A 26,116-nucleotide genomic window follows, 5' to 3' on the forward strand; every position below is an offset into this window, starting at 1 on the left:
CGTTTTCCCTCCTAACTTGCTAGTCCGCTATTGCAAGGCGTTTGCTCCGGCGACAATTTCCGTAATTTCTTGCGTAATCGCCGCTTGGCGAGCGCGGTTGTAGGAAAGCGTCAATGTGCGAATGAGCTCGTTCGCATTGTCCGTTGCGTTCTTCATCGCCGTCATGCGGGCGGCGTGTTCGCTTGCTTTTGCATCGAGCAATGCGCCGTAAATGAGGCTTTCCGCATACTGCGGCAACAAAACGTCCAAAATTTCTTCTTGCGACGGTTCAAATTCGTACACCGTGCGCTGCTTATTCTCCGCCAAGTCAGTGAGCGGCAGAAGCTTCCGTTCCGTCACCTCTTGCTGGATCGCGCTCACGTAATGGTTGTAATACATATACAGCTCGTCAAACGTACCGTCGGCGAATAACCCAACCGTTTTGCGGGCGATTTCTTTAATATCGGCAAACGACGGCTGGTCCGGCAAGCGGGTGATGTCGAGAATGACCGGCATGTTCCGCTTGCGGAAAAAGCTCAACCCGACGCGGCCGATGACGATGATCGCATATTCGTCCGGAGAAGCATGGCGTTTTTGGATCGTTTGGTACACGAGGCGCAGCACGTTGCTGTTGTACGCGCCAGCCAGACCGCGATCCGACGTGATCACGAGATAACCGGTTTTTTTCACCGGGCGCGAAACGAGCATCGGATGTGAAGCGCCGCCGGCGCCAAGCGCGACGTTGGCCACGACTTCTTGAATCTTCTCCATGTACGGAACGAACGATTTCGCGTTTTGCTCCGCGCGGTTCAGCTTCGACGTCGAGACCATTTCCATCGCTTTTGTAATTTGGCTTGTCTTCTTCGTCGCATTGATGCGCGTTTTAATATCGCGTAACGATGCCAAAGGTTTCACCACCTTTTTGCTGCACGGGTTCTAACAGGCATGAGGGGGCGATATGCCCCCGCCGGCCTTATTGTGAAACGACAAACGTTTTCTTGAACGCTTCGATCGCTTGATTGAGATCGTCTTCGTTCGGAAGATCTTTCGTCGTGCGGATGTGCTCAAGCAAGTGTTGGCCGTTTTGGTCGAGCCACAAGTAAAACTCTTTCTCGAAACGGCGCACATCTTCAACCGGAATGTCGTCCAAAAAGCCGCGCGTCAATGCATAGATGATCAACACTTGTTTTTCGACCGGAATCGGCTGATGCAAATCTTGCTTCAGCACTTCGACCGTGCGCGCCCCGCGGGCGAGCTTCGCCTGCGTCGCTTTATCGAGGTCGGAGCCGAATTGGGCGAACGCTTCGAGCTCACGGTAAGCGGCCAAGTCCAAACGAAGCGTCCCGGCTACTTTTTTCATCGCTTTGATTTGCGCTGCCCCACCGACGCGCGAAACGGACAACCCTGCGTTGATCGCTGGGCGGACGCCGGAGAAGAACAAGTCCGATTGCAAGAAAATTTGCCCGTCCGTAATCGAGATGACGTTCGTCGGAATGTAGGCGGAAATGTCGCCCGCTTGCGTTTCGACGAACGGAAGCGCAGTCAACGAACCGCCGCCTTTGGCATCGCTCAATTTCGCTGCGCGCTCAAGCAGGCGGGAGTGCAAGTAGAAAATATCCCCCGGATACGCTTCACGGCCCGGCGGACGGCGAAGCAAGAGCGACAATTCACGGTATGCCGCGGCTTGTTTCGATAAATCGTCATAGACCACTAACACGTGTTGGCCTTTATACATGAAATACTCGCCCATCGCCACACCGGCATACGGCGCCAAGAACAAAAGCGGAGCCGGCTGCGACGCCGAAGCGGTGACGACGATCGTATAGTCGAGCGCGCCGTGTTTGCGGAGCGTTTCGACAACGGTGCGGACCGTCGATTCTTTTTGCCCGATGGCGACATAAATACAAATCATGTTTTGGTCTTTTTGGTTGATGATCGTGTCAATGGCGACGGACGTTTTCCCCGTTTGCCGGTCGCCGATGATGAGCTCGCGCTGGCCGCGGCCGATCGGCACGAGCGCGTCGATCGCTTTAATCCCGGTTTGCAGCGGCTCATGCACCGATCTCCGGTCCATAACGCCCGGCGCCGGGCTCTCGATCGGGCGCGTTTCGGTCGTTTCCACCGGGCCTAAGCCATCGACAGGCTGGCCGAGCGGGTTGACGACGCGGCCGATGAGCGCCTCCCCGACCGGCACTTCCATGATCCGGCCTGTGCGGCGCACTTCGTCTCCTTCTTTGATGCCGGTATACGGCCCTAAAATAACAATCCCGACGTTGTTTTCTTCCAAGTTGAGCGCCATGCCCATCACGCCGTTGGCAAATTCAACAAGCTCGCCGGACATGACGTTATCAAGCCCATGAGCGCGCGCGATCCCGTCGCCGATTTGGATGACGGTGCCGACATCGCTCACTTGGATTTGCGATTCGTAGTTTTCAATCTGCTGCTTAATGAGCGCGCTGATTTCTTCCGCTCTAATGCTCATGCCTTTCACCCCTGTCTCCAAATGTTAACCAATGAGCTGCCGCTGAATCCGTTCAAGCTGCCCGCTGACGCTGCCGTCATAAATGCGGTTGCCGATGCGCAGCTTCACGCCGCCAATCAGTTCCGGGTCGACGATATTTTCAATGTGGAGCGTTGCTTTGCCAACCTTTTTGGCAAACACGTCAGAAAGCGCCTGCAGTTCTTCGTCCGTCAACGGGCGCGCCGAATAGGCGATCGCTTCAGCGATGCCGCGCGCATCGTTGGCAAGGGCGATAAACTGATCGGCCAGTTCAGGCACAAGGCCGAAGCGATGGCGCTCAAGAAGAAGCAAAAGCGTGTTTTGCACCGGAGCAGAAACGCCGGCGAACACTTCACGAACAAGCGCTTTTTTCTTTTCTAAAGAAAGATTCGGGTTGGAAAGAAGCGATAAAAACTCGCCGTTTTCCGCCAACGCTTGGCGTACGGCGCGGACGTCTTCCTCGATCCGGTCAAGCTGCTGTTGTTCGAGCGCGATTTGGAACAAAGCGGATGCATACCGTTTGGCGATCACTTCTTGGTTCATCGCGCTCCTCCTGCCTCTTGCACATCTTTAATGTACGCTTCGATCAGCTTGCGTTGATCTTGCTCGGTCAACTCTTTTTCAATCACTTTCGAGGCGATGAAGACAGACAACGACGCCACTTGTTCGCGGAGCGCGGCCATTGCCTGTTCTTTTTCGCGCTCGATTTCTTGTTTCGCCGTTTCTTTTACCCGTTCCGCTTCCGCACGGGCCGAGGCGACGATTTGTTCTTTCTGCTCTTCGGCAAGCTTGCGCGCATTTTCGATGAGCGCTTGCGCTTCTTGACGCGATTGCTTCATCAGTTCACGCTGCTCTGCCAGCAGTTTTTCCGCTTCTTGGCGGCGTTTTTCCGCTTGGTCGATTTCGTTCGCGATATGCTCCTCGCGCTGTTTCATGACGCCCATAAGCGGTCCCCATGCAAACTTGCGGAGCAAAATCATCAGCAAAATGAAAGCGACAAGCTGAAAAATGATGTCCCCGCTATTGACCGCCCCAGCAGTTGCACCGAGCGCCCATGTTTGTCCTGGTGCCAACATGTTTCGTTCACTCCTTTCGGCCTTATCTCCTGACCGGACATTCCTTTCGCGCAGCTATGCATTAGGTGAATATACAAAAACTGATACATATACATAAAGCAATGGCGAAGGTTTCCAACTAATCTTCGCCATTTATTTTGTAATCTTCCATGTTGTGGAAGGCGCTTGTTAACATTCCGTTAACAAGCGCTCCTCATCCGTTATCGTCCTTGCACCATAAACGCGATAACCACCGCGATGATCGGAATCGCCTCAACAAGCGCAACCCCGATAAACATTGTCGTTTGCAACATGCCGCGAGCTTCCGGCTGGCGTGCAATTCCTTCAACTGTACGAGAAACGATTAAACCGTTGCCGATACCCGCGCCGAGCGCGGCAAGACCAATAGCGATTGCTGCAGCTAATACACCCATCTGTGAAATCCTCCTTATTGATCAAAAGTTGATATTTTAAAAAAATATTATCATTAATGGTCATGGCTGACTTTATGCGCCATATAAACCATTGTCAACATTGTAAAAATAAACGCTTGAATAGCCCCGACGAAAATACTGAACGCCTGCCATACCATCGTCGGAATGATCGCGGCGATCGTTCCGCCAACACCTGTAGCCAAGCCGCCGACAAGCAATGCAAGCAAAATTTCGCCGGCAAAAATGTTTCCATAAAGACGAAGACCGAGCGTCAATGTGTTGGCAAACTCTTCAATGATTTTAAGAGGAAACATAATCCACATTGGGCTCGTAAAACCTTTTAAATACTCGGAAACGCCGCGCAACTTAATGCCATAATAGTGGGAAAGGGCTACAACCATCATGGCCAGCGCCAATGTAATGGCCGGGTCAGCCGTCGGTGATTTCCACCATAGTTCATCATGGACAACGACAGAAAATGGAAGACCTAACATATTAGCGACAAATACATACATGATCAACGTTAAGCCAAGTAAATGGAAGCGTCCCCCTGTCTCCCAGTCCATGTTGCTTTTGATAATTCCTTTCACAAAATCGACAACCCACTCCAAAAAGTTTTGCAAGCCTGTTGGTTTCATGGAAAGGTTGCGCGTCGCCGCAATGGCGATAACCAGCACGATGACACAGGTGATGGTCACCATTAATACGTTGGCCAAGTTAAATGTAAGGCCAAACAGTTCGTAAAGCGGCGCCTTATGATCCACCAATACTCACCTCGCTTTCTACACAGCTGATTAGTCATTATGTAAAAAATGATTTGCTACCAATAGGATATATGGGGTGGCCAAGCCGATGACGACCGGCATAACGGACAAATGTTGGGGATACCGGGACACAAACAGCGCAACGGCGGCAGCCAGCGCAAATCGAATCATGGTCCCAAGCGAAGGAGGGCGCCGTCCCTCGGCCATCGCTTCTCCTGCTTTTATGACACGCCGGGCCAGCAAGCGAATGCTGTACAGCCCTGTTGCTGTTCCAATGAGCAAACTAAAAAACCACGCTTCATAACTGGTCAATATCCATCCTACCGCATAACCCACCATTAGCACCGACGATTGCTTTTGTATTCGTTTTATGATCCTATCAATCATTGTTTCTTATTCCCCAAAAAAACGCCGAATTGTTTTCAGCGTGGCGAACACTCCCGATGCTAAGCCGAGCAACAAACCAATAACAAGGAAAAGCGGTTCACTGTCCAATTGTCGGTCAACCCATCTGCCGCCAAATAAACCAACTAATGTACAGCCGACTAGCTGTGATGTGATCGCTGACATCAAGCCGATGGCCCGAAAAGGATGACGGTTATTTTTTTTCATAATGGTTACCATACCTCGCCCGTTTAGACCAGAGATCATTTCCGACAGTGAAAACCTTCTCAATCTACCCCTTGTAAGCATACAATACCGCTTGGTCAATGTCAATGTGTTCCCACATAAAACATCATTCACACAGAGCAAATATTAATAATTTGTGACAATTCCTCATTTTCTTTTCACAAAAATGGTGTATAATGATATATTTTTGTTTTTGGACACTTCCCTGCCTACAGCAACCGACTCACTCTGGACGCGTCCCTGTTTCGATGTCGAAAGAGGGGCCCCGTTTGGACGCGGCCCCCTCTTTCGACCGTACGGGCAACGGCCTGCTTCGGGTTATTTCGTGCCAAACAACCGGTCGCCGGCGTCGCCGAGGCCGGGGACGATATAGCCGTGGTCGTTCAGCCGCTCATCAAGGGCAGCGATGTAAATGTCCACATCCGGGTGCGCGGTTTCCACCGCTTTAACCCCTTCCGGCGCGGCGATGAGGCACATGAACTTAATGCTTTTGGCCCCTCGCTTTTTCAGCGCTTCGATCGCCGCCACCGCCGAACCGCCGGTCGCGAGCATCGGGTCGACGATGATAAAATCGCGCTCCTCGACATCGCTCGGCAGTTTGACGTAGTATTCGACCGGCTTTAACGTTTCCGGATCGCGATACAAGCCGATATGGCCGACTTTCGCCGCCGGGATGAGCTTCAAGATGCCGTCGACCATGCCGATGCCGGCGCGCAAAATCGGGATGACGCCGAGCTTTTTGCCGGCAATCACTTTCGCTTTCGCTTTGCTGACGGGGGTTTCGATCTCGACTTCCTCAAGCGGCAGATCGCGCGTAATTTCAAACGCCATCAACGTCGCCACTTCATCAACCAGCTCGCGAAACTCTTTCGTGCCGGTGTGCTTGTCGCGAATATACGTCAATTTATGCTGGATGAGCGGATGGTCAAACACATACACTTTTCCCATAAGTCATCTCCTCTTCCGTATGTATGCGGTACACTTCTATACATTCTACTGGAAAACGAGCGCCTGTTCAACTGGCGAACGAATGAAAAAGGCATACCGCCAGGCTGATGCGGCGGTATGCTTTCATTTGCCCCATTTTTAGTCTTGGTAGAGCGGGAATTTTTCCGTTAAAGCCGCGACGCGTCGGCGCGCTTCTTCAAGCGCCTGTTCATTGTCCGTGTTTTTCAGCACAAGACCAATAATGGCGGCGATTTCGTCCATTTCTTCGAGGCCGAAGCCGCGCGTCGTCACCGCAGCCGTGCCGATGCGGATGCCGCTCGTGACAAACGGGCTTTCCGGATCGTACGGAATGGTGTTTTTATTCACTGTAATGCCAACTTCATCCAACACTTTTTCCGCCGTTTTTCCGGTCAGCTGCTGCGGGCGCAAATCGACAAGCAATAAATGGTTGTCCGTGCCGCCGGATACGAGGGTGAACCCTTCGTTTTGCAGGGCGGAGGCAAGCCGTTTGGCGTTATCGACAACGCGCTTCGCGTACGCTTTAAAGTCGTCCTGCAACGCTTCGCCGAACGCCACCGCCTTGGCGGCAATGACATGCATCAGCGGCCCGCCTTGAATGCCAGGGAAGATCGATTTATCGATTTGTTTCGCAAACTGTTCTTGGCATAAAATCATCCCGCCGCGCGGGCCGCGCAACGTTTTATGCGTCGTCGTCGTGACGAAATGGGCGTACGGCACCGGGTTCGGATGGAGACCTGCCGCAACAAGACCGGCAATATGGGCCATGTCGACCATTAAATAGGCGCCGACTTCATCGGCGATTTCCCGGAATTTGGCGAAATCGATAATGCGCGGATAGGCGCTCGCGCCGGCGACGATCAGCTTCGGCCGATGAAGGCGCGCTTTCTCGCGCACGTCGTCATAATCGATGACATGGGTTTCCGGGTCGACGCCGTATTCGACAAAGTTGTATTGCACACCGCTGAAGTTGACTGGACTGCCGTGCGTCAAATGGCCGCCGTGCGACAAATTCATGCCAAGCACCGTGTCGCCGGGTTTCAGGACGGTGAAATAGACGGCCATGTTCGCCTGCGCCCCCGAATGCGGCTGGACGTTCGCATGCTCCGCCCCGAACAATTGCTTCGCCCGCTCGCGCGCCAACTCTTCGACGATGTCGACGTACTCGCAGCCGCCATAATAGCGGCGGCCCGGATAGCCTTCCGCGTATTTGTTCGTCAGCACCGATCCTTGCGCTTCCATCACCGCGCGGCTGACAAAGTTTTCCGAGGCGATGAGCTCAATCTTGGCATGCTGCCGTTTCCGCTCTTGCTCAATGGCCGCAAACACTTGCGGATCTTGTTGTGGCAAGTAGTTCATCAATAGCTCCCCCTTATGCGAAATCAGTGAATATTCGTTTTTATTTTATCAGCTTCAGCTAGGCAAGTTCAAAGGAAAAATGAATGAAATTGTTAGAAAGAACAGAAATTGTTCGGGTTTTCTAACGTATAGACGGCGCGGGCGCCACCGATCAGCTTTGGCCGCGTCTTCGCCAGCGTGACGTACGCATGGCCGACATGTTTCACCGAAACACGCACTGGGACGGCGACCGGTTTTAGATGCATGCCGATCAACGTATGCCCGATATCGATGCCGGCATCGGCGCGGACCGCTTCGACAACAACGGGATCTTCCAGCTGCCGGTAGGCATACGCGGCCATCGCTCCGCCCGCTTGCGGCACTGGGATGACGGACACGATCTCGAGGCCATGGACACGCGCCGTTTCCCGTTCGACGACGAGCGCCCGATTCAAATGTTCGCAACATTGAAAGGCGAGCTCGATCCCCGTTTCGCGCCGCCATGCATCAAGTTCAGCAAACAACATGGCTGCCACATCCGTCGACCCGGCGGTGCCGATTCGTTCACCGAGCACTTCGCTCGTGCTGCAGCCGACCACCACGATCTGGCCGCGGCCAAGCGGCGCCTGCCGGCGAAATTCGCGCAAAATCGTTTGCCATTGCTGCTGCCATTCGGTCAATCGTGCGTCCATGTTCCCCCTCCTTCTCTTCGGGCGCGCTGCAAACGCCCGCTCATTCCGCCCAAACAGCCAAGCCTCGACCGTTTCTTAGCGTCCGTTTTCATACTCGGCGATTTTGCCGATCCGCCGCGCGTGGCGGCCGCCTTCAAATTCCGTTTCGAGCCACGCTTTGGCAATTTCGCGTGCCAATCCCGGCCCGATGACGCGCTCGCCCATCGCGAGGATGTTGCTGTCGTTATGCAAGCGCGTCAGTTTGGCGCTGTAGACGTCATGACAAAGAGCGCAGCGCACTCCTTTTACCTTATTGGCGGCGATCGTCATGCCGATGCCGGTGCCGCAAATCAAAATGCCGCGGTCAAATTCGCCGCGCGCCACTTTTTCCGCGACAGGGAGCGCGTAATCCGGATAATCGACCGATGTTTCGCAATCGCAGCCGAAATCGATGTACTCGATTCCCATTTCATCCAACAGTGCTTTAATTTCCTCACGAATGCGAACTCCACCATGGTCAGAAGCAATCGCAACTTTCATCACGTTCGGGCGAGGAACCCTAGGCTTCGCCGTGATAGCGAAAGCCAGGGAGGAATCGCCCTTCCTCCTTTCGATAAATCATATTTGCCTGTGCATCAACGGGTGCGAAACCGGGCGACAGCCGCCTGCAATTGTTCGGCCTGTTCCACCAACTCGCCAGCCAGTTTATGCACATCGTTGATCGATGCAGCCTGCTCCTCGGTCGCCGCCGCCACTTCGAGCGCGCCGGCGGACGTCTGCTCAGCAATCGCCGCCACTTCTTGCGTTTGCGCCGCGGCCCGCTCCATATGCCCCATTTGACGCTTCGCCAGCTCAGCGATGTCATGGACGGCGCGGATCACTTCATCAGCTGAGGCCGCCATGGCCGCAATGGCCTCATTCGTGCGCTCCCCTTTCGCCGCCTCAGCGTTGGCAGCAGCCACCTGCTTGTCCATTTGCGCCACCACACGGGCGACTTCATTTTGAATGTTGCCGACCAGTTCCGCGATTTTCTTGACCGCCTTGGCGCTCTCATCCGCCAGCTTGCGCACTTCCTCGGCGACGACGGCAAACCCCCGGCCGTGCTCGCCGGCGCGGGCTGCCTCAATGGAAGCATTGAGCGCAAGCAAGTTCGTCTGTTCGGCGATGTCCGCGACAAGCAACGTAATGTTGCCGATTTGATTGGCGTGTGCTTCGAGCTGCTTGACAGCCGCCCGCGACCGTTCTTGATCGTCAGCTAGCTGATCGATGCCGCTAATGAGCGAATCGGTGATATCGCGGCTTGCCTTCAACGTTTCGGCCATCCCATATACCGACTGTTCCGCTCGCTCGGCTGTTTCTTTGACTTGCACGGCGATAGCAAGCACATCCTCGGCCGCCGCAGCCGCTTCTTGGATCGCCTCGGCCGAAGACGCCGCCCCTTTGGAAATGTCGTCAATCGTCGCTGCAATATCGCGTGCACGGCTTGACGCTGTTTCGGACGCCTGCCTCATTTCCGCTGTCTTTTCCGTCGTGCGCGCTGCGCTCTCTTCCACATTGGCGACGACGGCGCGCAAATGGCCGAGCATCCGGTTGAACGCGACAGCCAGCGAGCGGATTTCATCATGGGAAGAGGGCAGCGGAACATCCTCATCGATATGCCCTTCTGTCGCCTTTGCCGCCGCTTCCTCGAGCCGTTGCAGCGGCCTTGTAATCCAGCCAGCGGCCAAATAGGCAAGCACTCCGGACCAAAAGATGCCAAGGAGCAGCACGATCATCGTGAACACGCTTTTGTTCCATGAGGCGAACCACTGATCATACAAAACGTACAAGAAAAAGGCGCTCGTTGAATACGTGATCAGCGCCAACGCTGTCGTAAAAACGATGAGCTTCAGGCGCAAACCGAACCGATGACTTGTCCCCCCCATTTGTGTTCCCCCTCACTTCTTTACCTCATTGTTCTGTTTGCAACTTTTCCGCCAAGCGGTCAATGAGCGTCTCCAGCTCATCGCGCGCCGCCCGGTACACTTCAATCGGCCCGCCGAACGGATCGGCGATGTCGCCGTCTGTTCCCGAGACGAACTGCTTCAACGTAAACGTTTTGTCCTTCGCTTCTGGGAAACGCTCGACGATCATGTCTTTATGGCCGGATGTCATCGCCAGCACGTGCGTCGCCCAGTCGATATGCTCTTTTTTCAGCTGCGAGGAGCGGTGGGCCGCTTCGATTCCTTTTTCCTTCAACACCATCTTGGCGTGAACCGACGCCTCGCTCCCTTCCGCCGCAAACACGCCAGCCGATTTCACCTCGACGCCTGGCAGCTGCTTATTCTCCAGCAGCGCAGCGGCCATCGGGCTCCGGCATGTATTGCCCGTGCAAACGAACAAAATGCGATATGGCATACAACCACCTCTTCACATCAATGACTTACCATCAATATACCATAGGGAAAAGAGCAAAAAAAAGCAGGCAGCCCGCTTTTTCCCCGACTGGGAAGAAAAAACCGGTCCGTCCCGTTTGTTAAGAAAAAAGCAGCTTCAGCCCGAACGCGAGCAAAATGCTGCCGCCGAGCGCTTCGCTGTACGAGCCGAGCCATTGCTGAAAATGGCGGCCGACAAAGAGCCCAAGCCATGTCAGCACCGTGCTGAACAGGCCAAACAGCAAAATCGTCACCATCGTCCGCGCTCCGAAAATGCCGAGGCTCAGCCCGACGGAAAAGCTGTCGAGGCTGACGCTGAACGCAAAAAAAAGCAGCCCGGCGCCGTGCGGAAATAGTTGCGACCCGTCCTCCCGCTGGAACGAAGCCATAATCATCTGCGCGCCCAGCCATAGCAACAGCACCCCGCCCGCATATGTCGCGATGCTTCCAAACTCGCGCGACAACAAACGGCCGACCAACATGCCGATTAGCGGCATTACAATATGAAATAACCCGATCGTCACCCCGATATAAAAAATTTGCCGGAGCCGAAGGCGCAGCAGCCCCATCCCTAGGGCGACCGAAAAAGCATCCATCCCTAACGCCAGCGCCATCAGCGACAGGGCGATGATCTCGCCGATTAACGCGCCCATTTCTCTTCCCTCCCGGACTGGCCTTACTGCTAGCATATGCGCGTCCGGAGCTCTTTAGAAGCGGCGCGTGGCCCAGCCGCTTCCTGCCAACCCAAAGGCGAATGGCGGCGTTGTCCCGCCCTGCACGCCCACGGAACGGCCGCAGCCCGGCAAAGCAGCGATGGACAAAAAAACGACGATTTCCAAAGGCCGTTGCAACCGCCCTTGAAAACCGTCTCCATTTTGTTGCGAGCCGCGCGGATGAAAGATAGACCGCCCCCAAACCGTCTTCGTTTTGTTGCCGGTTCAGCCCGGCGGCGCCGCTTTTTCTCGCCTGCCGGCCGCGTCATCCATCATCTAGCCGCTGATCACGCGCCCCCCGGCCGCTTTGCGCAGCCGGTTCATAATCGCCGCGCCGAGGCCTTCTTCCGGAAATGCCTCGCTGTAAATGAGATCGACATTCGTTTCATCAAACCGACGCAGCGTGTCGTACAGGCGATGGGCGACGGTCGTCAGCTCGCGGCGCGTTCCGCACGGCAGCACGACATCGGCCGCATACCGGTCCTTGTTTTCCTCGGTCGTCAACACGCCGACCGTTTTCCCTTCCGCCCGGCTTTCGTCCACGAGCTGCTGCAAAAACGCCGGTGGGCCGGCGACAATCCAAAGCGGCGCTTTCGGGGCATAATGCGTGTATTTCATGCCGGGCGCTTTCGGCGCTGCCTGTTCGTCCCCGCCGCCGGCCGCCTCGGCGACATGACCAATCACTTCGCTTAACATTTCTTTTGTCACCCCGCCCGGACGCAAAATCACCGGCACGTCCCCGCTGCAGTCGAGCACGGTCGATTCCACGCCAATGCCCGTCGGACCGCCGTCAATCACCCCAGCGATTCGCCCGTTTAAGTCCGCGAGCACGTGCGCGGCTGTCGTCGGGCTCGGCCTGCCGGAGCGGTTCGCGCTTGGAGCGGCAAGCGCCAGACCGCTCGCTTCAATCAAGGCGAGGGCGAGCGGATGGTCCGGCATGCGCACCGCCACCGTCGGCAGCCCGGCCGTCACTCGCTCGGACACGGCCCCCGCTCGTTTCGGCAAAACGAGGGTGAGCGGCCCCGGCCAAAACCGCTCCATTAACGTCTCAGCCACTGGCGGAAGCGGCGTGGCGACCGCCTCCGCTTGCGCACGGCTGGCGACGTGGACGATGAGCGGGTTGTCGCTTGGCCGCCCTTTGGCTTCAAAAATTTTCTCCACTGCCGCCGTATTGGCGGCATCCGCTCCTAAACCGTACACCGTTTCGGTCGGAAACGCGACTACTTCCCCCGCCCGCAGCCATTCGGCCGCCTCTCGTATTTGTGGATAAACTTGCTGTTTATCAACAATATTATCCACAATCCAAACACGTGTTTTCACTCGTTTCACCTTCTCCATCGCCGTGATTCATCTTGAAAATGGCGGATTTTTTTACAAGCGTCAGATCGCCGCCCGATTTCTTCCCACAGTTATTCACAAATTGTGAATAAACTTGTTGTTTTTGTGGATAACTTTGTGGATAGATGCTTATGGAATGAGATGGCTGAGCCATTCTTTGAAGAAAAATTTGACTTCCACCGGCTGTTCCGGCTCGGCCATGACGACGAAGGACGATTCTTGACCATCCGTGTCCCCTTTGTCCTTCTCGCCATCCGCATGGATGGACGGAACGGCGCGATCTTCGGTTTCCGCCATCGCATCCCTCTCCTCTTTCGGTTCGTCCTGCTCGATGGCCTGCTCGCCGCTTCGCATCGCCTCAGCTTCCGCTTCGGCGGCCTCGCTGTTTTGCGTCGACCCGGCTTCCATTGACCGGACGCTCTCAGCCGACACCGGTTCATTCGTTCCGGCAGGCGATCGGTTCGCCGCCATCATGACCGCATCGCCGTTGGAAAAATCGAGAAAACAAAGCGGTGGAAACAAGACGCACCACCAGTTTGCCCCTTTTCCTTCCCCGAGCGTAATGAGAAGGGCATCATACGTGCCGGCTGGATACACATAATTGCCGTACACTTTCGTCGGAAACTGAACTGAGCCAAACTGCACATGGTACGACTGGCTGCTTTGCTCTTGGCGAAGCACGCGGGCGACTGTTTGCTCGATCTCCGGCAAGTGCGAGCGGATGACGCGCTTCGCTTCGTCCACCGACGTAAGCTCCGCCACCCAGCCGTTGATTTGCGCATTGACCGCATCGCGCACTTTTCGCTTTAGCTGTTGGTCTTTGTCGGCGTCACTGTTCGCCAAGATGCGCAGGCGAATCGCCTCATCGGGAATGGCGACAACGGTGTTTGCCCCGGCGTTCGTCTGCTGGCCGTACAAGTGAACGAGCACACCTGTGATTAATAGAGTGATATATAAACAAATCGCGAGCGAATGTCCCTTGATCACCATGATCGGCACCGTCCTTTCATCTTCCATTGTGGACGGCGCCGCTTCATTTTAAACCTATCAATCTAATTTTTTTCTTGTCATATATACCATCCGCTCTTTGCCGTTCAAATCAACGGCGACCTCAATCTCAGCATCTGGAAACGCTGCAGCCAAGAGCGCCGCCACCGCTTTTCCCTGCCCGGCGCCGATTTCAAATGCCGCGAGCGAAGGGACACCGAGCACAAGCGGGAGCTCGCGGGCAAAGCGGCGGTAAAAGTCAAGCCCATCGCGGCCGCCAAACAGCGCCGTATGCGGCTCATGCTCTTTTACGACAGGCGAAAGGACCGCCGCATCCATCTCCGGGATGTACGGCGGGTTGGACACGACAACATCAACCGTCTGTCCGCCTTGTATAAACGGCTGCAGCAAATCGCCGCATCGAAATGCGACGCGCGCGCCAAGCCGTTCGGCGTTTTCCTTGGCGACAGCGAGCGCTTCTTTGGAAATGTCGGTGGCGGTCACGGACAGCCGCTCGTTTTCAAGCGCCAGCGTGATGGCGATCGCCCCGCTGCCGGTGCCGACATCAACGACATCGATCCGACGGCGGCCGGCAAACAGGCGGGGAAGGCGCTCGAGCACCCCGAGCACAAGCTCTTCCGTTTCCGGACGTGGGATCAACACGTGGCGGTTGACGAGAAACGGCCGGCCATAAAACCATTCATAGCCAATCAAATATTGAATCGGCACATGCTCCATCGCATGGCGACGCACATCGGCCGCAAACCGTTCGTACAACGCTTCCTCAACCGGCTCCCGCCAGCGGGCGAACAGCCCGGCCCGATCGACGGCCAAATGATGGCACAGCAGCCACTCCGCTGCCCGTTCTTCTTTTCCATGGGCGCGTAAAAAAGAAGAAGCCCAGGCGAGGACTTCGTGGACGTTACGACGCATCGTTCGCTTGCTCCAATTTTTTCGCCTGATCGTCCAAAATGAGCGCCTCGATAATTTCGTCGAGGTGGCCATCGAGCACTTGATCGAGCTTTTGGATCGTCAATCCGATGCGGTGGTCCGTGACGCGGTTTTGCGGGAAGTTGTACGTCCGGATGCGCTCGGAACGGTCGCCGGTGCCGACTGCCTGCTTGCGCGTTTGGTCATATTCGGCGCGCGCTTCTTGCTGGTACTTGTCATAAATGCGGGCGCGCAATACTTTCATCGCTTTTTCTTTGTTTTTGATTTGCGATTTTTCGTCTTGGCACGTGACAACAATGCCGGTCGGAATATGGGTGAGGCGCACGGCCGACATTGTCGTGTTGACGCTTTGCCCACCCGGTCCGCTTGAGGCGAACGTGTCGACGCGAATGTCTTTTTCATTGATTTCGACTTCGATTTCTTCCATCTCCGGCAGGCAGGCGACCGTCGCCGTCGACGTATGGATGCGCCCGCCTGACTCCGTTTCCGGGACGCGCTGGACGCGATGCGCGCCGTTTTCAAACTTGAGCTTCGAATATGCGCCTTTTCCGTTGACCATAAAAATGATTTCTTTATAGCCGCCGAGGCCGGTCGGGCTCGCTTCGATCACTTCCGTCTTCCACCCTTGCGATTCCGCATAGCGCGTATACATCCGGTACAAGTCGCCGGCAAACAGCGCTGCCTCTTCACCGCCGGCGGCCGCGCGGATTTCCATAATGACGTTTTTCTCATCGTTCGGGTCTTTCGGCAAAAGCAGCACTTTCAGCTTTCCAACAAGCGCCTCTTCCCGTTCTTCCAGCTCGTCAATTTCCTCTTTCACCATCTCCCGCAGCTCCGGATCGAGCTTTTCCTCAAGCATCGCCTTCGCTTCCGCGAGTTGGTCGCGAACCGATTTGTATTCACGGTACGTTTGCACCGTTTCCGCCAAATCAGCCTGCTCTTTCGAATAATCGCGCAGTTTTTTCGGATCGTTGATGACTTCCGGATCCATTAAAAGTTCATTCAGCTTCTCATACCGTTGTTCGACAGCTTCCAACCGGTCAAACACATCACTCACCTCTGTTTTTCCACACAGTCTAATTTCAAATTATATCATGAAAAAAGGCCAAACAAAAACTCCCGCTGTTCGCAAGCGGGAGCTTTTAGTTCAAGCGCACAACAATTTCGTATGTCGGAATCGCTTTTGTCAACAATTTGTCGATGCGGCTCGCCTCGCGCCGCCGCTCTGCAGCAGACAACTCATCCGGCACATCGACGGTGACATACATATTGCCGCCGTGAAACCAAACGGAAACGGGGCGATAGTCGGTGTGCCGCTCGATCAGCTGCATTGCTTTGCGCGTATCGGCGCGCTGATTTTCGCTTCCTTCGGTCAAACTGATGAAGTTCGGATTTTGCCGCGTTTTTTCCGGATCGTCAAAGTTGTTGTACAAGTCGCGGTCGGCATCGATTTTCGGCCGTCCGTCCGTCATCAGCCGCGTGCCGTTTTTGTCTTCGCTTTGCTGACGGTAGGACGGGTGATCCGGGTTGAGCGAGCAGGCAGAAAGAAGCAAAACAACCCCTAACAGCCAGATGCGTTTCATCATTTCGCCTCCCTGCTGTTAGGATGTCCGCAACAGGCAAGAATATGTACGCCTTCATTCGCCTGCCCGTTCGGAAAGCGGGCGGCCGTACCATTTGTTCTGTTTGCCCGGCACTTCATGGTGATGGCGGCAGCGCGGTTCGTACGCTTCGCTGGCGCCGACCAAAATGACCGGATCATCATAAGAGGCAGGCGCCCCGTTAATGAGCCGCTGCGTCCGGCTGGCCGGGGAGCCGCACACCGTGCATACCGCTTGCAGCTTCGTCACCGACTCGGCGATCGCCATCAGCGCTGGCACCGGCCCAAACGGTTCGCCGCGGAAATCTTGATCCAACCCGGCGGCGATGACGCGATAGCCGCGGTCGGCGAGCGTTTGGACGACGTCGATAATGTCATCAGAAAAAAATTGCACTTCATCGATGGCGACGACATCGGTGGCGGCGGAAATGTAACGAAACATTTCCGCCGGCGTCGCGACCGGAATGGCGATCACCGAATTGCCGTTATGCGACACGACGGCATCTTCGCGGTAACGGTTGTCGATCGTTGGTTTGAACACCTTCACTTCCTGTTTGGCAAACTGAGCGCGGCGGATGCGGCGGATCAGCTCTTCCGATTTGCCGGAAAACATGCTGCCGCAAATGACTTCGAGCCAGCCGGACTGCGTCATCACGTACATCGGGCCCTCTCCTTTCGCTCCACACTGTCATCGAAACGATGAGCGCCCCTGCCAGGCCAGGCCAAAACGGCCGGGGCACCCTGACGACAGGGGCCGTCCATCTAGTTTCACGAAAAAGCAGGCAAGCGGTGCGCTTGCCTGCTTTCGTCCGTCCTTGGTTACTTAAGGCCGTATTTTTTATTGAATTTATCGACGCGGCCCGCTGCCGAAACGAATTTTTGTTTGCCCGTGAAGAACGGATGGCATTCCGAGCAAATCTCAACGCGCAGTTCGTCTTTGACCGAACCGCTTTCGAACTCGTTTCCGCATGCGCAGCGGACGATTACTTTTTTGTACGCTGGATGGATCCCTTGTTTCATCGTTTTCATCTCCTTCCGCCCTGTATCTCATCGAAACAGAGTTATTCGTTCGTGCGGGCTCAGCCAAGCCAAGACTTCTCCCGGTTTGGCCGGGCACCGCGCATGGAACGGCCGGGGCTTCGCGGAAGCGGCCCGGCCGGTGCAGACGGTTCATCGTATGAACACATCGATGTTGGTCCAAACACACATGTTAAGATTATAACAGCTTTTCCGCTCATTTGCAACGGGCGATTCCCGACAAATTCCGCCAGCTTGTTATAGGCGAAGCGGGCCGCCGTTTCTCCATTCTTGCTCAAGCAGCGCGAAAAACTCTTCGTTTGATTTTGTGCGGCGCAGTTTGTTCAAAAACCGCTCGATAAAATCCGGCGAGTCGGCCATCGTTTTGCGAATCGCCCACAGTTTTTCTAAATGTTCTTTCGGGATGAGCAGCTCCTCTTTGCGCGTCCCGGAGCGGCGAATGTCGATGGCCGGGAAAATGCGGCGCTCGGCGAGCGAGCGGTCGAGATGGAGCTCCATGTTGCCCGTCCCCTTGAACTCTTCGTAAATGACGTCATCCATGCGTGACCCGGTGTCGATGAGGGCGGTCGCCAAAATCGTCAGGCTGCCGCCTTCTTCAATGTTGCGCGCCGCGCCGAAAAAGCGCTTCGGCCGATGAAACGCCGCCGGATCGATCCCGCCCGAGAGCGTGCGCCCGCTCGGCGGAATGACCAGGTTGTACGCGCGGGCGAGGCGCGTGATGCTGTCCATCAAAATGACGACATCGCGCTTATGTTCAACAAGCCGCATCGCCCGCTCCAGGACGAGTTCAGACACCCGGATATGGTTTTCCGGCACCTCGTCAAACGTCGAGCTGACGACTTCTCCTTGCACCGACCGCTCAATGTCGGTCACTTCTTCGGGCCGCTCGTCAATGAGCAAGACGATCAACTCGACATCTGGATGGTTCGTCGTAATGCTGTTGGCGATTTCTTTCAGCAGCATCGTTTTCCCGGCTTTCGGCGGCGCGACGATCAATCCGCGCTGGCCGAAGCCGACCGGCGCGATCAAGTCGATGATGCGGGTCGACAGCTTGTCCGGGGTCGTTTCGAGCTTCATTTGCCGGTTCGGATAAAGCGGTGTCAACGCCGGAAAGTGGACGCGTTCCTTGGCGATTTCGGGGTCTTCGCCGTTGACCGCTTCGACATGAAGCAAGCCGAAGTAGCGTTCGTTCTCTTTCGGCGGCCGCACCTTGCCGGATACTTTGTCCCCATTGCGCAGATCAAAACGGCGGATTTGGGAAGCGGAAATGTAAATGTCTTCCGAGCTCGGGGAATAGCCGACCGGACGCAAAAAACCGAATCCTTCCGACGGAATGATTTCGAGAACGCCTTCCATGAACGAGAGGCCGTCTTGTTCGGCACGCGCTTTCAAAATGGCAAAAATAAGCTCTTTTTTCGTCAACTTGCTGTAATAAGAAATTTTGTATTGCTTGGCGAGCTCATACAGCTCTTTGAGCTTCATGTTTTCTAAAGCCGCTAACGTTAATTCCATTTTGACACCACACTTTGCAAAGTTTCCTATTCTCCCATCGTGTTTGTTCGGGCATCGTTCGACAGGCGAAGGGATCTCATTTCGTATAAGAAGATAATGAAGGCTGAAATGAAGTAGAATGGCAGAGCTTATTTTTGCATAAGCAACACGACTATTTTACCCTTTTTTCCGCTTTTTAATCAATCTTTTTTTCGTTCCGGGCAAAGCGGCGCCTCTCGATGCCGGCGCCGCCAAGACGGATGGAAAGGAAAGCCGCGGGATGGCGTCGTTTGATTCCAATGAGCGGTGTAGGCGCTCCGGCCCGTCGGCGGAACGTCTCACTTAATGACCAAATTCGGTTTTTTCTTCAAGCTGTGCCGCCCTTCGATAAAGCGGACAGTGCCGGATTTGGCGCGCATGACGACCGAGTGGGTGAGGCCGTACGCCCCCTTGAGCTGAACGCCGCGCAACAGTTCGCCGTCCGTGACGCCGGTGGCGGCAAAAATGGCGTCGTCCCCTTTCACCAAATCGTCCATGCGCAGCACTTTGTTGACGTCAATGCCCATTTTCTTGCAGCGCTCGAGCTCGGCCTCGTTTTGCGGCAGCAGTTTTCCTTGCAGCTCGCCGCCGAGGCATTTTAACGCAACCGCCGCGAGCACTCCTTCCGGCGCACCGCCGGAGCCGAACAAAATGTCGACGCCGGTATGGTCGAACGCCGTGTTAATGGCGGCGGCGACGTCACCGTCATTAATCAGCTTAATGCGCGCACCGGCTTCGCGCAGTTCTTGGATGAGCCGCTCATGGCGCGGACGGTTGAGGACGATGGCGACGACGTCTTCAATATCCTTATTTTTCGCCTTCGCCACCGCTTTTAAATTGTCGATGATCGGCGCCTCAATATCAATCATGCCGACCGCTTCCGGGCCGACCGCGATTTTCTCCATGTACATATCGGGCGCATGAAGCAAATGGCCGTGGTCGGCGACCGCGACGACCGCCAAGGCGTTCCAGCCCCCGGACGCGACGATGTTCGTACCTTCGAGCGGGTCAACGGCGACGTCAACGCGCGGGCCGTAGCCGTTGCCGAGCTTCTCCCCGATATACAGCATCGGCGCTTCGTCCATCTCCCCTTCGCCGATGACGACCGTCCCTTTCATCGGCACGGTGTCAAACACATCGCGCATCGCTGAAGTAGCGGCCTCATCAGCTTCATTTTTTTTCCCGCGCCCCATCCAGCGGGCGGCGGCGAGCGCCGCCGCCTCGGTCACGCGCACGAGCTCCATCGATAAGCTTCGTTCCATCGCTGTTCTCCCCTTCCCCTTTGCTGTTGGACTATCAAACATTTTTCACTTGCTCGATTTCTTCATCCGTCATTTTTTCGCGCCAAATGGCGGCGCCGAGTGCGGACAGCTTCTCGACTAAGCCGCTGTAGCCGCGGTCGATATGCTCGACGCCGGTAATTTCCGTCACCCCATCAGCCATCAGTCCGGCAATCACAAGCGCGGCCCCGGCGCGCAAATCGCTCGCCTTCACTTTCGCCCCTTGCAATTGGACCGGGCCGGTGACAATGGCCGAGCGGCCTTCCACTTTTACGTTGGCGTTCATGCGCCGCAGCTCATCGACGTGTTTGAAGCGGGCGCTGTAAATGGTATCCGTGACGATGCTTGTGCCGTTCGCTTTTGTCAATAAGGCGGTAAACGGCTGCTGCAAATCGGTTGGGAAACCGGGGTAGACGAGCGTCTTGACGTCAACCGCTTTCAAAACATCAGAGCCGCAGACGAGAATTTGGTCTTCTCCCGTCTCGACGCGCACGCCCATTTCGCGCAGTTTGGCCGTCAGCGATTCGACGTGCTGCGGGATGACGTTGTCGACGACGACTTCATTGCCCATCGCTGCAGCGGCAATCATGTACGTGCCGGCTTCAATCCGGTCCGGAATGATGGCGTGGCGGCAGCCCGATAATTTTTCGACGCCGTCGATGCGGATGACATCGGTGCCTGCGCCTTTAATTTTCGCGCCCATGTTGGAGAGCAGCGTCGCCACATCAATGATTTCCGGCTCTTTTGCCGCGTTTTCGATAATCGTCCGCCCTTTGGCGCGCACCGCCGCCAGCATGATGTTGATCGTCGCGCCGACGCTGACGACGTCCAAAAAAATGCGGGCTCCGCGAAGCTCCTCAGCGCGCAAATAGATGGCGCCCTGCTCGTTCGTGACGGTGGCGCCGAGCGCTTCAAACCCTTTAATGTGCTGATCGATCGGGCGCGGTCCGAGGTGGCAGCCGCCCGGCAGGCCGACAACCGCTTTTTTGAAGCGTCCGAGCATCGCGCCCATCAAATAGTATGAAGCGCGCAGCTTTTTCACCTTTCCGTTCGGAAGCGGCATGGAAACCATGTTCGTCGGGTCGATGACCGCCTTCTTGCCGTCAAATGAAAACGAACCACCGATTTCTTCGATCAAGCTTCCTAAAATGCGCACATCGGAAATGTCCGGCAATCCTTCGATCGTCACCGGCGACTCGGCCAAAATCGCTGCCGGAATCAAGGCGACCGCGCTGTTTTTCGCGCCGCTCACTTTGATTGTTCCCTGCAGCCGATCCCCGCCGATGATTTTGATTTTATCCATCGTCGTCTCCCTTCTTTGCTCGGAAGTGGCTTCACCTTTCGGATGAGAAGACAAGGCCGGGCGGGCTCAGCACCCCACCCCGGGCCGGGCGGGGTGAGCCCGCTTGCCTTTAGAGGCAAACGCCTTATTTTCATTGTTGCCGATTCCAGTCGGCAAGAAACTTCTCGATTCCTTGATCGGTGAGCGGATGGTGGAACAATTGCATCAGCACTTTGTACGGGACGGTGGCGATGTGCGCCCCGCGCAACGCTGCTTCCGTCACATGGTGCGGGTGGCGGATCGAAGCTGCGATGATTTCCGTTTCGATGCCGTGAATGTTGAAAATGTCCGCAATCGTGGAAATGAGCTCTAAGCCATTATGGCCGATGTCATCGAGGCGGCCGAGGAACGGAGAAACGTATGTCGCGCCGGCGCGCGCCGCCAATAGCGCCTGGTTGGCGGTAAACACGAGCGTCACATTCGTTTTAATGCCTTTTTCGCTGAACGTTTTTACCGCTTTTAACCCTTCCGGCGTCATCGGCACTTTAATGGTAATGTTCGGAGCGATTTTCGCCAGCTCTTCTCCTTCCTCAATCATGCCGGCCGCATCGGTCGAAATGACCTCGGCGCTCACCGAACCGGAGACGATGGATGTAATTTCGCGCAGCCGGTCATGGAACGAAACGTTTTCTTTCGCCACTAAGCTCGGGTTGGTCGTGACGCCGGCCAAAATGCCGAGCTCATGGGCGTGTTTAATTTCTTCCAAATTGGCGGTATCAATGAAAAATTTCACTACGTATCCCTCCTTGTCATTATTTGGACGCAGGCAGGCAAGCCCGGGTGACGACCGAAAGCTGCCTGCCAGGCCGATCTTGCCGTTTGCTCGTTATTGCGCCGCTTTTCCGGACGAGCCGAATTCGCGCATTTTGCCGATGACCGTCGCTTTGATCGCGTCGCGGCCCGGACCGATAATTTTGCGCGGATCGTAGACGTTCGGGTCTTTGGCAAGCAGTTCACGGACCACTTTGGTAAAGGCGATTTGGTTTTCCGTATTGACGTTGATTTTCGATGTGCCAAGGGAAATGGCGCGCTGAATTTGTTCAGTTGGAATGCCGGTGCCGCCGTGCAAAACGAGCGGAATGCCGGTCAAATCGCGGATTTGCTCCATTTCGGCAAACCCGAGCTTCGGCTCCCCTTTGTACGGGCCGTGCACCGAACCGAGCGCCGGAGCAAGGCAGTCGATGCCTGTCCGTTTGACAAGTTCTTCACATTCTTTCGGATCGGCGTAAATGACGCCTTCGCCGATGACGTCATCTTCCTGCCCGCCGACAATGCCGAGCTCGGCTTCAACCGAGACGCCGCGCGCATGGGCGTACTCTACGACTTGTGAGGTAATGCGGACGTTTTCCTCAAACGGATGATGGGAGGCGTCAATCATGACCGAGGTGAACCCAGCATCGATCGCCGCTTTGCATTTTTCAAAGCTCGAACCATGGTCAAGATGGATGGCGACCGGAACGGTGATGTTCATGTCTTCCATTAAGCCTTTTACCATGTTGACGACCGTTTTAAACCCGCCCATGTAACGGGCCGCCCCTTCGGAGACGCCGAGAATGACCGGCGATTTTTCTTCTTCGGCGGCCGCTAAAATCGCTTGCGTCCATTCCAAGTTGTTGATGTTGAATTGGCCGACCGCATATTTGCCGCGCAGCGCCTCGTTGAGCATCTCTTTCATCGATACTAACGGCATGGTTACATCCTCCTTAGTTGATCGTCGTCTTTGTCGCCATGGCGAAACATAGGCCGACAGGCGCAAAATGCATCTACGTTAATAAGCATACCAACTTGCCGGCAAAACAGCAACCATTCCCTTCGTTAGTGCAGCTGACACAAAAAAGAGCTTTACGAAGAAAGATGGCTTTTGACGGCGGCGCGCAAGTCGTCGATGTCAAATGGCTTGGCAAAATGCATGAGCGCCCCAAGCTCTTTCGTTTCCTGAATCATATCCAGCTCGCCGTACGCGGTCATAATGATCACTTTGATGTCCGGGTCGATGTCTTTGAGCCGCTTTAAAATTTCAATGCCGTCCATGCCGGGAATTTTCATATCGAGAAGCACGAGGTCGGGATGGTGTTTGCGGACGATTTCCAACGCCTGCATGCCGTTGGCCGCCTGATAAGTCACGTACCCTTCCCGCTGAAACACTTCATTTAACAAGATGCGGATGCCGTACTGGTCGTCGACGATTAAAATTTTGTTGCCCACATTTATGCACCTCTATTCCCTGTTTTCTCCCTATTAATGTTTCGCATTTCCCGAACGTATTTCCTGCTTGCTTTTCGGATCATTTACGGATTTTGTATAATAGCGGCGAAAGGAGGCCAAATGATGAAAATTTTGGCGACGCAAACGATCGGGCTGCTGCAAAAAATCGCGGCGGACGAGGAGTGGGCGCTTGAGGACGGGGCGCGCCTGCTCGCCCAGGCGGTCGTCGGCGACGGGCGCATCTGGCTGTACGGAGCAGGCGAATTGGACGCGGTTGTCACCGCCGCGCTTCTCGGTCCGGATCGGCTGCCAAAGGCGGCGCGCATCGAATCAAGGGAAGCGGGCGATTGGAACGAAACGGACCGGGCGCTCGTATTCGCCCGTTTTTCCAACGACAACGAAGCGATCCGCCTCGTGGAACAGCTGCAGGGGCACGGCGTTGATACGGTCGCCGTCTCAGCGCTCGTCAAAGACGAGCCGGGCTTGGCGGAGCTGGCCGCTGTCCATATCGACAGCAAACTGTCCCGCCCGCTCGTGCCGACGGAAGACGGGCGTCGCATCGCCATGCCGACCGTGACCGCCGCTTCGTTCATCTACTATGGGCTTGTCGTGTTGCTTGATGACATTTTGCAAGAATATGCCTAAAAAGAGAGGGTGTCCCGTTGCGTTGGGACACCCTCTTTCTTGCTGCGCCGCCGGAGGCTATACCGTCCCCTTGCCTAGGGCGGCATATCCTTCTTTTGATTGCAGCGCCGCTTTGACAAACTCGCGGAAGAGCGGCTGCGGCCGCGTCGGGCGCGAGGTGAATTCAGGATGGAACTGCGCGGCGACAAACCACGGATGGTCTTTCAGCTCGATGATTTCCACAAGCCGTCCATCCGGGCTCGTGCCGGAGAAGACGAAGCCATGCTCTTCTAATAGATGGCGGTATTGATTGTTGAATTCATACCGATGGCGATGGCGTTCGTAAATGACTTCATCGCCGTACGCAGCGTAGGCGAGCGTTCCTTCCTGCAGCTTGCACGGATACAGGCCGAGGCGAAGCGTGCCGCCTAAATCTTCGACATCCTTTTGCTCTGGAAGCAAGTCGATGATCGGATGCGGCGTATTCGGGTCAAACTCGGACGAATGGGCGCCAGACAACCCGACAACATGGCGGGCAAATTCAATCGAGGCGAGCTGCATTCCTAAGCAAATGCCCAAAAACGGCACGCGCTGCTCGCGGGCGTAGCGGATCGCCTCGATTTTCCCTTCCACGCCGCGGTCGCCAAACCCGCCCGGAACCAAAATGCCGTCCGCGTCTTTCAGCAACTCCGCCACATTGTCGCGCGTGACGTGCTCCGCATTCACCCATTGGATCTCAATGTCTGTATCAAATGCATAGCCGGCATGGCGAAGGGCCTCGACGACCGAAATGTAGGCGTCCGGCAGTTCAACATACTTGCCGACGAGGGCGATTTTCGTCGTTTTCGACAAGTTTCGCACTTTCTCGACGAGCGCTTTCCACTCCGTCATATCTGCTTCACGGCAGTTGAGGCGCAAATGTTCACAGACGATTTGATCGAGCTTTTGTTCTTGAAGCATAAGCGGCACCGCATAGAGCGTGTCCGCATCGCGGCACTCAATGACTGCCTTCGGGTCGATGTCGCAAAAGAGAGCGATTTTGTCTTTCATCTCTTGCGGCATCGGCATTTCTGTACGGACGACGATGACGTTCGGCTGGATGCCGAGGCTGCGCAGTTCTTTCACGCTGTGCTGCGTCGGCTTCGTTTTCATTTCCCCGGCTGCCTTGATGTATGGCACAAGCGTGCAATGAATGTACATGACATTTTCGCGGCCGACGTCGCTTTTGATTTGGCGGATGGCTTCCAAAAACGGCAACGATTCAATGTCGCCGACCGTGCCGCCGATTTCCGTAATGACGACATCGGCGTTCGTTTCCCGGCCGGCGCGGAAGACGCGCTCTTTGATTTCGTTCGTGATGTGCGGAATGACTTGCACCGTGCCGCCGAGGTAATCGCCGCGCCGCTCTTTGCGGATGACGGCGGAGTAGATTTTCCCGGTCGTGACGTTGCTGTATTTGTTCAAATTAATATCGATGAACCGCTCATAATGGCCTAAGTCCAAATCCGTTTCCGCGCCGTCATCGGTGACGAACACTTCGCCGTGCTGATACGGGCTCATCGTTCCCGGGTCGACGTTAATGTACGGGTCGAACTTTTGAATCGTCACGTTCAGGCCGCGATTTTTCAAGAGCCGCCCGAGCGACGCAGCTGTGATCCCTTTCCCGAGCGAAGAAACGACACCGCCCGTCACAAAAATGTATTTCGTCATTTTGTCTTCCCCCTTGCCGAAGTTACAATAACAGTGTTTGCGAAAGG

The 26,116-nt window shown here is 55.6% G+C and carries 30 protein-coding genes; 1 reads left to right on the top strand and 29 read right to left on the bottom strand.

The features are described from left to right. Positions 1–27: 27 nt before the first annotated feature. From atpG to CV945_RS02295, 28 genes are all read right to left on the bottom strand, one after another. Positions 28–885, bottom strand: a complete 858-nt coding sequence (gene atpG, locus CV945_RS02155) for an ATP synthase F1 subunit gamma (protein ID WP_011232826.1) — start codon at positions 883–885, stop codon at positions 28–30. 67 nt (positions 886–952) lie between these two features. Next, the gene (atpA, locus tag CV945_RS02160) at positions 953–2,461 is read right to left on the bottom strand and encodes a F0F1 ATP synthase subunit alpha (protein ID WP_044745368.1); all 1,509 of its coding nucleotides are present in this window, start codon (positions 2,459–2,461) and stop codon (positions 953–955) included. A gap of 24 nt (positions 2,462–2,485) precedes the next feature. Continuing rightward, positions 2,486–3,022 carry a F0F1 ATP synthase subunit delta gene (locus tag CV945_RS02165; protein ID WP_044745369.1) on the bottom strand — a complete coding sequence of 179 codons (537 nt, stop codon included), beginning with the start codon at positions 3,020–3,022 and terminating at the stop codon, positions 2,486–2,488. After that, on the bottom strand, positions 3,019–3,555 hold the full coding sequence (gene atpF, locus CV945_RS02170; protein ID WP_044745370.1) for a F0F1 ATP synthase subunit B: 537 nt from the start codon (positions 3,553–3,555) through the stop codon (positions 3,019–3,021). The genes CV945_RS02165 and atpF overlap by 4 nt, the downstream gene beginning before the upstream one ends. A 200-nt stretch (positions 3,556–3,755) precedes the next feature. After that, complete coding sequence (atpE, locus tag CV945_RS02175) at positions 3,756–3,968, bottom strand: F0F1 ATP synthase subunit C (RefSeq protein ID WP_003253662.1); 213 nt, start codon at positions 3,966–3,968, stop codon at positions 3,756–3,758. Between the two features lie 53 nt (positions 3,969–4,021). Further along, the gene (atpB, locus tag CV945_RS02180) at positions 4,022–4,732 is read right to left on the bottom strand and encodes a F0F1 ATP synthase subunit A (protein WP_100659054.1); all 711 of its coding nucleotides are present in this window, start codon (positions 4,730–4,732) and stop codon (positions 4,022–4,024) included. A gap of 30 nt (positions 4,733–4,762) precedes the next feature. After that, entirely contained in the window at positions 4,763–5,119 is a 357-nt protein-coding gene (locus CV945_RS02185; protein WP_033008385.1) for an ATP synthase subunit I, read from the bottom strand. A 6-nt stretch (positions 5,120–5,125) separates the two neighbouring features. Then, complete coding sequence (locus CV945_RS02190; RefSeq protein WP_044745371.1) at positions 5,126–5,344, bottom strand: AtpZ/AtpI family protein; 219 nt, start codon at positions 5,342–5,344, stop codon at positions 5,126–5,128. 336 nt (positions 5,345–5,680) lie between these two features. After that, entirely contained in the window at positions 5,681–6,310 is a 630-nt protein-coding gene (gene upp / locus CV945_RS02195; RefSeq protein WP_033008386.1) for a uracil phosphoribosyltransferase, read from the bottom strand. Between the two features lie 138 nt (positions 6,311–6,448). After that, the gene (gene glyA / locus CV945_RS02200) at positions 6,449–7,687 is read right to left on the bottom strand and encodes a serine hydroxymethyltransferase (protein ID WP_100659055.1); all 1,239 of its coding nucleotides are present in this window, start codon (positions 7,685–7,687) and stop codon (positions 6,449–6,451) included. 92 nt (positions 7,688–7,779) lie between these two features. Continuing rightward, a complete protein-coding gene (locus tag CV945_RS02205) occupies positions 7,780–8,358 on the bottom strand; it encodes a TIGR01440 family protein (protein ID WP_033008389.1) in 579 nt (192 codons plus the stop codon). A 75-nt stretch (positions 8,359–8,433) separates the two neighbouring features. After that, on the bottom strand, positions 8,434–8,877 hold the full coding sequence (rpiB, locus tag CV945_RS02210) for a ribose 5-phosphate isomerase B (RefSeq protein ID WP_100659056.1): 444 nt from the start codon (positions 8,875–8,877) through the stop codon (positions 8,434–8,436). A 95-nt stretch (positions 8,878–8,972) separates the two neighbouring features. Continuing rightward, the gene (locus CV945_RS02215) at positions 8,973–10,262 is read right to left on the bottom strand and encodes a methyl-accepting chemotaxis protein (RefSeq protein WP_100659057.1); all 1,290 of its coding nucleotides are present in this window, start codon (positions 10,260–10,262) and stop codon (positions 8,973–8,975) included. Between the two features lie 25 nt (positions 10,263–10,287). Next, the gene (locus tag CV945_RS02220; RefSeq protein WP_033017317.1) at positions 10,288–10,734 is read right to left on the bottom strand and encodes a low molecular weight protein arginine phosphatase; all 447 of its coding nucleotides are present in this window, start codon (positions 10,732–10,734) and stop codon (positions 10,288–10,290) included. Between the two features lie 118 nt (positions 10,735–10,852). Then, positions 10,853–11,404, bottom strand: a complete 552-nt coding sequence (locus CV945_RS02225) for a manganese efflux pump MntP (protein ID WP_033017319.1) — start codon at positions 11,402–11,404, stop codon at positions 10,853–10,855. Between the two features lie 336 nt (positions 11,405–11,740). Continuing rightward, positions 11,741–12,802, bottom strand: coding sequence for an L-threonylcarbamoyladenylate synthase (locus CV945_RS02230; RefSeq protein ID WP_044745375.1), 1,062 nt, complete (start codon positions 12,800–12,802; stop codon positions 11,741–11,743). 129 nt (positions 12,803–12,931) lie between these two features. After that, positions 12,932–13,819 (bottom strand): stage II sporulation protein R, encoded by an 888-nt coding sequence (spoIIR, locus tag CV945_RS02240; protein ID WP_100659059.1) that lies wholly within the window; start codon positions 13,817–13,819, stop codon positions 12,932–12,934. A 30-nt stretch (positions 13,820–13,849) separates the two neighbouring features. Beyond that, a complete protein-coding gene (prmC, locus tag CV945_RS02245) occupies positions 13,850–14,722 on the bottom strand; it encodes a peptide chain release factor N(5)-glutamine methyltransferase (protein WP_033017325.1) in 873 nt (290 codons plus the stop codon). Further along, positions 14,712–15,788: a peptide chain release factor 1 gene (prfA, locus tag CV945_RS02250; protein ID WP_100659060.1), complete on the bottom strand. Its 1,077-nt coding sequence runs from the start codon at positions 15,786–15,788 to the stop codon at positions 14,712–14,714. Before prfA ends, prmC begins: the two co-directional genes overlap by 11 nt. Positions 15,789–15,882: 94 nt before the next feature. Further along, positions 15,883–16,323 (bottom strand): hypothetical protein, encoded by a 441-nt coding sequence (locus CV945_RS02255; RefSeq protein WP_033008404.1) that lies wholly within the window; start codon positions 16,321–16,323, stop codon positions 15,883–15,885. A 54-nt stretch (positions 16,324–16,377) separates the two neighbouring features. Beyond that, positions 16,378–17,001, bottom strand: a complete 624-nt coding sequence (locus CV945_RS02260; protein ID WP_100659061.1) for a thymidine kinase — start codon at positions 16,999–17,001, stop codon at positions 16,378–16,380. A 158-nt stretch (positions 17,002–17,159) separates the two neighbouring features. Further along, positions 17,160–17,360 carry a 50S ribosomal protein L31 gene (gene rpmE / locus CV945_RS02265; protein ID WP_008880715.1) on the bottom strand — a complete coding sequence of 67 codons (201 nt, stop codon included), beginning with the start codon at positions 17,358–17,360 and terminating at the stop codon, positions 17,160–17,162. Between the two features lie 255 nt (positions 17,361–17,615). Further along, positions 17,616–18,890, bottom strand: a complete 1,275-nt coding sequence (gene rho / locus CV945_RS02270) for a transcription termination factor Rho (protein ID WP_033008408.1) — start codon at positions 18,888–18,890, stop codon at positions 17,616–17,618. 317 nt (positions 18,891–19,207) lie between these two features. Beyond that, positions 19,208–20,170 carry a class II fructose-bisphosphatase gene (glpX, locus tag CV945_RS02275; protein ID WP_033008411.1) on the bottom strand — a complete coding sequence of 321 codons (963 nt, stop codon included), beginning with the start codon at positions 20,168–20,170 and terminating at the stop codon, positions 19,208–19,210. 34 nt (positions 20,171–20,204) lie between these two features. Further along, complete coding sequence (locus tag CV945_RS02280) at positions 20,205–21,491, bottom strand: UDP-N-acetylglucosamine 1-carboxyvinyltransferase (protein ID WP_100659062.1); 1,287 nt, start codon at positions 21,489–21,491, stop codon at positions 20,205–20,207. Between the two features lie 130 nt (positions 21,492–21,621). Continuing rightward, positions 21,622–22,263, bottom strand: coding sequence for a fructose-6-phosphate aldolase (gene fsa, locus CV945_RS02285; protein ID WP_033008413.1), 642 nt, complete (start codon positions 22,261–22,263; stop codon positions 21,622–21,624). A gap of 93 nt (positions 22,264–22,356) precedes the next feature. Then, on the bottom strand, positions 22,357–23,220 hold the full coding sequence (locus CV945_RS02290) for a class II fructose-bisphosphate aldolase (protein WP_033008415.1): 864 nt from the start codon (positions 23,218–23,220) through the stop codon (positions 22,357–22,359). A 152-nt stretch (positions 23,221–23,372) separates the two neighbouring features. Next, the gene (locus CV945_RS02295; protein WP_033008416.1) at positions 23,373–23,735 is read right to left on the bottom strand and encodes a response regulator; all 363 of its coding nucleotides are present in this window, start codon (positions 23,733–23,735) and stop codon (positions 23,373–23,375) included. Positions 23,736–23,858: 123 nt separating this feature from the next. Here CV945_RS02295 and CV945_RS02300 point away from each other — a divergent pair, with 123 nt between their 5' ends. Then, positions 23,859–24,380: a DUF2529 domain-containing protein gene (locus CV945_RS02300; protein WP_033008417.1), complete on the top strand. Its 522-nt coding sequence runs from the start codon at positions 23,859–23,861 to the stop codon at positions 24,378–24,380. A 57-nt stretch (positions 24,381–24,437) separates the two neighbouring features. Here CV945_RS02300 and CV945_RS02305 read toward each other — a convergent pair whose 3' ends face one another. Continuing rightward, positions 24,438–26,069: a CTP synthase gene (locus CV945_RS02305; protein ID WP_044745379.1), complete on the bottom strand. Its 1,632-nt coding sequence runs from the start codon at positions 26,067–26,069 to the stop codon at positions 24,438–24,440. Between the last annotated feature and the right edge of the window lie 47 nt (positions 26,070–26,116).

The organism is Geobacillus sp. Manikaran-105 (assembly GCF_002809955.1).
In the GTDB taxonomy this organism is placed as follows: domain Bacteria; phylum Bacillota; class Bacilli; order Bacillales; family Anoxybacillaceae; genus Geobacillus; species Geobacillus thermophilus.

Coding starts and splice junctions, on each gene's coding strand:
- CV945_RS02260 (WP_100659061.1), bottom strand. CDS start 17,001: ATGTACGTGATGACGCAGTCCGGCTGGCTCGAAGTCATTTGCGGCAGC.
- rpmE (WP_008880715.1), bottom strand. CDS start 17,360: ATGAAACAAGGGATCCATCCAGCGTACAAAAAAGTAATCGTCCGCTGC.
- CV945_RS02290 (WP_033008415.1), bottom strand. CDS start 23,220: ATGCCGTTAGTATCGATGAAAGAGATGCTCAACGAGGCGCTGCGCGGC.
- CV945_RS02280 (WP_100659062.1), bottom strand. CDS start 21,491: ATGGATAAAATCAAAATCATCGGCGGGGATCGGCTGCAGGGAACAATC.
- CV945_RS02255 (WP_033008404.1), bottom strand. CDS start 16,323: ATGAAACGCATCTGGCTGTTAGGGGTTGTTTTGCTTCTTTCTGCCTGC.
- CV945_RS02165 (WP_044745369.1), bottom strand. CDS start 3,022: ATGAACCAAGAAGTGATCGCCAAACGGTATGCATCCGCTTTGTTCCAA.
- glyA (WP_100659055.1), bottom strand. CDS start 7,687: ATGAACTACTTGCCACAACAAGATCCGCAAGTGTTTGCGGCCATTGAG.
- rpiB (WP_100659056.1), bottom strand. CDS start 8,877: ATGAAAGTTGCGATTGCTTCTGACCATGGTGGAGTTCGCATTCGTGAG.
- CV945_RS02205 (WP_033008389.1), bottom strand. CDS start 8,358: ATGGACGCACGATTGACCGAATGGCAGCAGCAATGGCAAACGATTTTG.
- atpE (WP_003253662.1), bottom strand. CDS start 3,968: ATGGGTGTATTAGCTGCAGCAATCGCTATTGGTCTTGCCGCGCTCGGC.
- spoIIR (WP_100659059.1), bottom strand. CDS start 13,819: ATGGAAGATGAAAGGACGGTGCCGATCATGGTGATCAAGGGACATTCG.
- CV945_RS02225 (WP_033017319.1), bottom strand. CDS start 11,404: ATGGGCGCGTTAATCGGCGAGATCATCGCCCTGTCGCTGATGGCGCTG.
- glpX (WP_033008411.1), bottom strand. CDS start 20,170: ATGGAACGAAGCTTATCGATGGAGCTCGTGCGCGTGACCGAGGCGGCG.
- CV945_RS02185 (WP_033008385.1), bottom strand. CDS start 5,119: ATGATTGATAGGATCATAAAACGAATACAAAAGCAATCGTCGGTGCTA.
- CV945_RS02190 (WP_044745371.1), bottom strand. CDS start 5,344: ATGAAAAAAAATAACCGTCATCCTTTTCGGGCCATCGGCTTGATGTCA.
- CV945_RS02300 (WP_033008417.1), top strand. CDS start 23,859: ATGAAAATTTTGGCGACGCAAACGATCGGGCTGCTGCAAAAAATCGCG.
- CV945_RS02220 (WP_033017317.1), bottom strand. CDS start 10,734: ATGCCATATCGCATTTTGTTCGTTTGCACGGGCAATACATGCCGGAGC.
- rho (WP_033008408.1), bottom strand. CDS start 18,890: ATGGAATTAACGTTAGCGGCTTTAGAAAACATGAAGCTCAAAGAGCTG.
- CV945_RS02215 (WP_100659057.1), bottom strand. CDS start 10,262: ATGGGGGGGACAAGTCATCGGTTCGGTTTGCGCCTGAAGCTCATCGTT.
- upp (WP_033008386.1), bottom strand. CDS start 6,310: ATGGGAAAAGTGTATGTGTTTGACCATCCGCTCATCCAGCATAAATTG.
- CV945_RS02305 (WP_044745379.1), bottom strand. CDS start 26,069: ATGACGAAATACATTTTTGTGACGGGCGGTGTCGTTTCTTCGCTCGGG.
- atpF (WP_044745370.1), bottom strand. CDS start 3,555: ATGTTGGCACCAGGACAAACATGGGCGCTCGGTGCAACTGCTGGGGCG.
- atpA (WP_044745368.1), bottom strand. CDS start 2,461: ATGAGCATTAGAGCGGAAGAAATCAGCGCGCTCATTAAGCAGCAGATT.
- CV945_RS02230 (WP_044745375.1), bottom strand. CDS start 12,802: ATGGAGAAGGTGAAACGAGTGAAAACACGTGTTTGGATTGTGGATAAT.
- prmC (WP_033017325.1), bottom strand. CDS start 14,722: ATGCGTCGTAACGTCCACGAAGTCCTCGCCTGGGCTTCTTCTTTTTTA.